The organism is Streptomyces sp. NPDC021622, assembly GCF_040640795.1.
Classification (GTDB): Bacteria; Actinomycetota; Actinomycetes; order Streptomycetales; family Streptomycetaceae; genus Streptomyces.
On sequence record NZ_JBFACK010000020.1, the window covers coordinates 177146 to 184077 of the forward strand.

Here is a 6932-nt window from a genome sequence, read left to right on the forward strand (position 1 = left end):
GTCAGGCGGGTGTCCGGGAGACCTCGACGTTCTCCAGAACGCCGACCGCGTCGGGCACGAGCACGGCCGCCGAGTAGTAGGCGCTGACCAGGTAGGAGATGACGGCCTGGTCGTTGATGCCCATGAACCGCACATTGAGGCCCGGCTCGTATTCGTCGGGGATGCCGGTCTGGCGCAGGCCGACCGCGCCCTCCGCCTCCTCGCCGGTACGCATCGCCAGGATCGAGGTGGCGCCTTCGGCGGAGACCTCCAGCTTCCCCAGGGGGTAGATCGGCACGCCGCGCCAGGCCGGAAGGCGGTGGCCGCCGACTTCGGTGTCGCCGAAGTAGATGCCGCGCTTGTTGCATTCGCGGCCGAAGGCGGCGACGGCGCGCGGGTGCGCGAAGAACGCCTTGGTCTGGCGCCGCATGCTGAGCAGCTCGTCGAAGTCGTCCGGTGTGGGCGGTCCTGAGTGGGTGGAGATGCGCTGGCTGTGGTCGGCGTTGTGCAGGAGCCCGAACTCGCGGTTGTTGACCAGCTCGTACTCCTGGCGTTCGCGCAGCGCCTCGATGGTCAGCCGCAGCTGCTGTTCGACCTGGTTCATCGGGTCGTTGTAGAGGTCGGCCACCCGGGTGTGAATCTTCAGGACCGTCTGCGCCACGCTCAACTCGTATTCGCGGGGCTCCAGTTCATAGTCCACGAAGGTGCCGGGCAGCGCCGGTTCGCCGGCGTGCCCGGCGGCGAGCGCGATGTCGGCCTCGCCGCGCCTGTTCTGCGGCCGCTCCCCCTCGGCCTGGCGCGCCCGCACATGGGTCCGCAGCGTCTCGCTCTGCCCGGCGACCTCCTCGTACGCCTGTCGGGGCAGCACCAGAACGGTGCACGCGGTCACCGCGCGGGTGGTGAACTCCCAGTCGCCGGGCTCGTCCCCGACCACCTGGCCGCCAAAGAAGCCGCCGTCGGCGAGGACTCCGAGCCGGGTCTCCTCGCCGTACTTGCCGGTTCCGATCTTCTCCACCTTGCCGTGCGCGATCAGGTAGACGTGGTCGGCGGGGCGGCCCGCCTGGGACAGGATCTGGCCCGGCTGGAGCTCCTGCTGCTGGAAGCGCTCGGCGAGCGCCCGCAGCGCCTCGGAGTCGTCGAATCCGCGCAGCAGCGGCAGCTCTCCCAGTTCCGCGGGGACGACCCGGACGTCGGCGCCCTCCTGGACGAAGGTCACCCGGCCGTCGCCGACCGCGTACACCAGGCGCCGGTTCACCCGGTACGTGCCGCCTCCGACCTCCACCCAGGGCAGCGTCCGCAGCAGCCAGCGGGAGCTGATGTTCTGCATCTGCGGAACGGTCTTGGTGGTGGTCGCCAGATTGCGGGCGGCCGCGATGCCCAGACTCAACTGTGCCTGGCCCGCGCTCTGTTCAGGTTGCTCCGGCTGCTCCGCCGACGTTGCGGTCGCCATCCTGGTCCCCTCCCACGGCAGTGCGTTGCTCAGGACACGAAAGACTCCTGCGGCGGACCCGGCCGCAGGAGCTGCGCGCCGCAAGTGAAGCAGCGCGCGTCGACGGCGGTCGAGAGCGGCCTCCCGCCCACACCATGTGTTTGCGCCACCGGCCCCACGCCCTGGATGACCTGCGCGAACAGCCTGCGGCGCGCTGCGGGATCGGCAGTCACCGCGCCCGAGGACGGCTGGAATCAAGCGAACCGTCCCAGGTCATCCAAGGCCGTGAAGAAGTGGAGGGGTGGATCCTCAATTCCCGGTATGGGCAGGGTTGTTGTGCGTGCTGCGTCCTGTCGGGGAGGCCGGCGCGCCCTTGATCCGCCCTCTGGGCCGTGCTATGCCTGCGTCGACGACCGAGCCGAGTCGACTCTCCCGTGGACGGAGTTGCGGATGAAGGCGCCCTTGCCCGGTACGACCAACGCGCCCGCGGACGCCCTTGGTTCGCCCCGCCTGCTGACCCGGCTCCTTTCGGGTCCTTCCGGGATCGGGACCGACTCCCTGCGCCTCACGCCTGCCGCGGAACCGGAATCGGCGTCGGCCTCGCCCACGGCCGGCCCATCGCCGATGTCGCCGTCATCGCAACGGATCGAGGGCCTCTATTGCCCACCCGCCGTACGGGACGACCGTGCGCTGGCCGACGAGGTCAACGACCGTCTCGTCGAGTGGGCCGAGAACGATGTGGCCCTCTATCCGGACACCGATCACCGGGAGGCCCTTGTCGGCTTCGACCCGGGACGGTCGGTCGTCCTGTGCCACCCGGACGCACCGGACATCGACCACCTCATGGCCGCCGCCCGCCTGCTGGTGGGCGAGAACGCCGTGGACGACTACTTCTGCGAGGCGGAGTACGGCGGCAGCGCCGACCGGCGCGGCGCGGCACTCGCCGTCGCCCAGTCCGCGATCGACCCGGCCCACAACACCCCACGCTACGAAGCCGATTGGCGGTCCGGAGTGGATTCCCACCCGGCCCTGCGCTCGATGCGCTCGGCCATGGACCACTTCCGTGCCCTGGCCACCTCGGCGCAGGCCCACCGCTACCGGCACGACATCGCCGGCCTCTACCTGGGCTACAACGCCGAGGGCGACTGCATCAGCGAACGCCGCACCCCGGCGGTGTGGGAGTACCTGGTGCAGCGGCAGTTCAACAACTTCCGCCCATGCCTGACCATCACCGACGCCATCGGCGGCTACGAACTGCCCGCCCAGCTCTTCGCGGAACCCGCCGTACAGCGCGCCGTCGCCCTGTCCTCCAACGCCTCGACCATCTGCAACGACCTCTACTCGCTGCGCAAGGAGCAGCAGAGCGAGCGCTTCCACTACAGCCTGCCGACCGTGATCGCCGCCGAGGAGGACTGCTCCATCGAGGACGCCTTCCAGCAGTCGATCGAGGTCCACAACGACCTCGTCCGCCTCTTCGAGGAACAGGCCGCCGTGCTCTCCGCCACCGATCCGCTCCTCGCCCGCTTCATGACCGGCCTGTCGAACTGGGTGGGCGGCAACCACGAATGGCACGCAGGAAACGTCGGCACCCGCTACGCGACCTCACCCTGAAGCCCGGCCGTGCCGGGCACCGGGCGCCCGGCACCGTCACATGCCCAACAGCGTCCAGAAGCGGTCGACGATGCCCTCCAGATAGGCCCGGCCCTGCTCGCCGGACGCGGACTTGCCGACCATCCCCCGGCTCAGGGTCGCGGTCATCAGGTTCTGGTACTCCTGGTGCATCAAGCGCAGCGGCGCTTCGAGCATCTTTCGGTCGATACCGGTCAGTTTCGCGAGGGCTCGGGAGTGCGCCTGCCAGCGGGTGCTGACCGCCTCGCCGAGCAGTTCGGCCAGGCGGCCGTTCCCACCCGTGACCGCAAGACGGTCGCGTACGGAGAGGCCGAGCACGGACGCCAGCGCTCCTGACTGGCGCGCGTCACCCGTCCATACGCCGGTGCGCTCGGCGGCCTCGTATTCGGCGGTGTCCATGCCGACCGCACGGGCGACATCGACGGCGGCATAGCCGCGGATCAGCCGATGCTCCCTCAACGCACGGGGCGTACCGATGAGTTGGGTCGGCTCGCACCACAGCACTGCGGCGAGTGCGGCGAGTTCGCCCGGGTTGGGCGCGGCGATCCCGCGTTCCCAGGCAGTGATCGTGTCGGGGGTGATGTGCCCCATGCCGAAGGAGGCGCGCATGCCGTGCGCGACGTGGCCGGGAGCCATGCCGAGGGAGTCGCGGATGCGGCGCGCGGCACCGGCGTCGAAGGGCGGGGGCGGGTCATGGGAGGGGGGACCAGGCACAGCCCGGGATAATAGAGACAGATGATCGATTTGGCTACTGTGCGTTCCACAGACCCCACATTTAGTGCATAGATCCAGGGGTACTTTTCGTGCATACCTCCAGCAGGCGCGGGGTGCAGCCGCAGAATCTCCATAACGTCCTTGCAACCATTGCCAGTTCGGGGCATTCGAGCGCGCATCGCCGACCATCCGTCCGTATGATCCACAGCGCTTCGCATGTGCGTTCGCGCATCACGCCGCCGACGACGGAGTCGGATGTTCATCCAACAGTCCCCTGATTCCGGATGCGTTCACCCGCGCACGCTCCATGCGCCCCCAAGTCATGCGCACATCCTGGAGAGTTGATGAAACCCAGCGCGACCGGCGCTCCGCACGACGCGTACCCGGCACCCGGCGGACCCCGTGTCCCCAGCGGTCCGCTCGACCGCTACTTCCGCATCAGTGAACGCGGGTCGACCTACGGCCGGGAGATACGCGGTGGATTCGCCACGTTCTTCACGATGGCGTACATCCTGGTGCTCAACCCGATCATCCTGAGCGGCGCCAAGGACAAGACCGGCGCCGAGCTCGACCCGGCCCAGCTGGTCACGGCCACCGCGCTCGTGGCCGCCGTGATGACGGTCATCATGGGCATCGGCGGCAACCTCCCGCTCGCGCTCGCGGCCGGACTCGGTCTCAACGCGGTCGTCGCCTTCCAGCTCGCCCCGTTGATGACGTGGGACGACGCCATGGGCCTGATCGTCCTCGAAGGCATCATCATCTGCGTGCTGGTCCTGACCGGTCTGCGCGAGGCGGTCATGCATGCCATCCCGCAGCCGCTCAAGCAGGCCATCAGCGTCGGTATCGGCCTGTTCATCGCGTTCATCGGCTTTGTCGACGCCGGGTTCGTCACCCGCATCCCGGATGCCGCGAACACGACCGTGCCGGTGCAGCTCGGCACGGGCAACCTCACCGGCTGGCCGATGTTCGTGTTCTGCTTCGGGGTCGTGCTGACGATCGTGCTGCTCGCCCGCAAGGTCAAGGGCGCGATCCTCATCAGCATCGTCGTGACGACCGTCCTCGCCCTGGTCCTGAACAAGGCGGCGGACATCAAGACGTGGGGTCTGACCACGCCCGAGCTGCCGGACTCCCTCGTGGACAGCCCCGACTTCGGGCTGCTCGGCAAGTTCGACGTGTTCGGTGCCTTCGGTCAGGTCAGCGTCGTCACCGTACTGCTGCTCGTCTTCACGCTCATCCTGTCCGACTTCTTCGACACCATGGGCACGGTCGTCGGTGTCACCGCGGAGGCGGATCTGCTCGACGAGCAGGGCCAGGTGCCGGGTCTGGGCCGGGTGCTGCTCATCGACGGTGCGGCGGCGGTGGCGGGCGGTGCCGCGTCGGCCTCCTCCGCGACCACGTACATCGAATCGGCGGCGGGTGTCGGCGAAGGCGCCCGCACCGGCTTCGCCAACCTGTTCACCGGCGGTCTGTTCGCCCTGGCGCTCTTCCTCACGCCGGTGCTGACGATCGTTCCGCTGCAGGCGGCGGCCCCCGCGCTCGTCGCCGTCGGCTTCCTGATGATGACGCAGGTCAAGCACATCGACTGGGACCGCTACGACATCGCGATCCCGGCGTTCCTGACCATCGCCGTCATGCCGTTCACCTACTCCATCACCAACGGCATCGGCGCCGGCTTCCTCGCGTACGTCATCATCAAGACGGCGCTCGGCCGGGCCCGCGAGGTGCACTGGCTGCTGTGGGGTGTCTCGGTGCTGTTCGCCGTCTACTTCGCCATCGACCCGATCGAGCAGCTCCTCGGCGTCAAGTGACGAAAGCGGGCCCAGGGCCGAAGCCCTGGGCCCGCTGCACGTTTCATCCGGTCCGGCGCGCTCGCGGCGCTAGCTCAGCGTCTTCAGCGCCGCAGCGTCGTACGGCTTCAGCTCCGCGGTCCGGTCCCCCAGGACCTTCGCCGCCCACTGCGGGTCCTGGAGCAGGGCGCGGCCGACGGCGACCATGTCGAACTCGTCGCGCTCCATGCGGTCGAGGAGGTTGTCGATGCTGCCGAGCGCGGCGCCCTCGCCAGCGAACGCGCGGATGAAGTCACCGTCGAGGCCGACCGAGCCGACGGTGATGGTGGGCCTGCCGGTGAGCTTCTTGGTCCAGCCCGCCAGGTTGAGGTCCGAGTCTTCGAACTCCGGGAGCCAGTACCGGCGCGTGGAGGCGTGGAAGGCGTCGACGCCCGCCGCGGCGAGCGGGGCCAGGATCGCCTCCAGCTCTTCCGGGGTCTCGGCGAGGCGCGCGTCGTAGGCCTCCTGCTTCCACTGCGAGTAGCGGAAGATCACCGGGAACTCGGGCGAGACGGCCGCGCGGACCGCCGCCACGATCTCCGCCGCGAACTTCGTACGGGCCACGGCGTCGCCGCCGTACGCATCGGTACGGCGGTTCGTCCCCTCCCACAGGAACTGGTCGAGGAGATAGCCGTGGGCGCCGTGCAGCTCGACGCCGTCGAAGCCGATGCGCTCGGCGGCCGCGGCGGCCTCGGCGAAGGCGCCGATGACGTCGTCCAGGTCGCTCCGGGTCATCGCCTTGCCGGTGCCCTCGGTGCCGTCGACGCGGATGCCGGAGGGGCCGACGGCGGGCGCGTCGGGGTAGGGCGCCTCGCCCTGCTTGCGCACCATGCCGATGTGCCACAGCTGCGGGACGATCGTGCCGCCCGCCGCGTGCACGTCCTCGGCGACCTTCGCCCAACCCGCGAGCTGCTCCTCGCCGTGGAAGCGCGGCACACGGTCGCTCTGTCCGGCCGAATCGTGGCCGACGTACGTCCCCTCGGTGACGATCAGGCCCACGCCCGCGGCGGCACGGCGGGCGTAGTACGACCGCACGTCCTCGCCCGGAACGCCGCCCGGGGAGAACATGCGCGTCATCGGCGCCATCGCGATCCGGTTCGGGACGGTCAAGCCGTTCAGCGCGACGGGCCGGGACAGGATCTCGGCCGCGCGGGAGGCCGAGGACGTAGTGACGGTCACGGTGGTGCTCCTCGTGGAAACTTGACAACTTAGATGCTTGATAAACTCAAGCAACGCCTAGACGGTAAACGCCGATATTTAAGATCGTCAAGTTTCACGAGGTAAAGTGACCGTCATGACAGGCTCTCCCCGCACCGACACGGCCCGGCTCATGGAGCTGCTCTCGCTGTCGCTCG

General features: G+C 69.2%; 5 protein-coding genes. 2 read left to right on the top strand and 3 right to left on the bottom strand.

Annotation, left to right across the window (positions count from 1 at the left end; genetic code table 11):
• Window position 1: 1 nt before the first annotated feature.
• Window positions 2–1429: a family 2B encapsulin nanocompartment shell protein gene (locus AB0G47_RS33825; RefSeq protein ID WP_360777769.1), complete on the bottom strand. Its 1428-nt coding sequence runs from the start codon at window positions 1427–1429 to the stop codon at window positions 2–4.
• A gap of 429 nt (window positions 1430–1858) precedes the next feature.
• On the opposite strand from AB0G47_RS33825, the gene AB0G47_RS33830 reads away from it, so the two are divergent.
• Window positions 1859–3019, top strand: coding sequence for a family 2 encapsulin nanocompartment cargo protein terpene cyclase (locus AB0G47_RS33830; protein ID WP_360777770.1), 1161 nt, complete (start codon window positions 1859–1861; stop codon window positions 3017–3019).
• Window positions 3020–3055: 36 nt separating this feature from the next.
• On the opposite strand, the gene AB0G47_RS33835 is transcribed toward AB0G47_RS33830, so the two are convergent.
• Window positions 3056–3751, bottom strand: a complete 696-nt coding sequence (locus tag AB0G47_RS33835; RefSeq protein ID WP_360777772.1) for a helix-turn-helix transcriptional regulator — start codon at window positions 3749–3751, stop codon at window positions 3056–3058.
• A 344-nt stretch (window positions 3752–4095) separates the two neighbouring features.
• Between AB0G47_RS33835 and AB0G47_RS33840 the strand changes: the two genes are divergently transcribed.
• A complete protein-coding gene (locus tag AB0G47_RS33840; RefSeq protein WP_360777774.1) occupies window positions 4096–5559 on the top strand; it encodes an NCS2 family permease in 1464 nt (487 codons plus the stop codon).
• A gap of 69 nt (window positions 5560–5628) precedes the next feature.
• Here AB0G47_RS33840 and AB0G47_RS33845 read toward each other — a convergent pair whose 3' ends face one another.
• Window positions 5629–6756, bottom strand: a complete 1128-nt coding sequence (locus AB0G47_RS33845; protein WP_360777776.1) for an NADH:flavin oxidoreductase — start codon at window positions 6754–6756, stop codon at window positions 5629–5631.
• Window positions 6757–6932 lie beyond the last annotated feature (176 nt).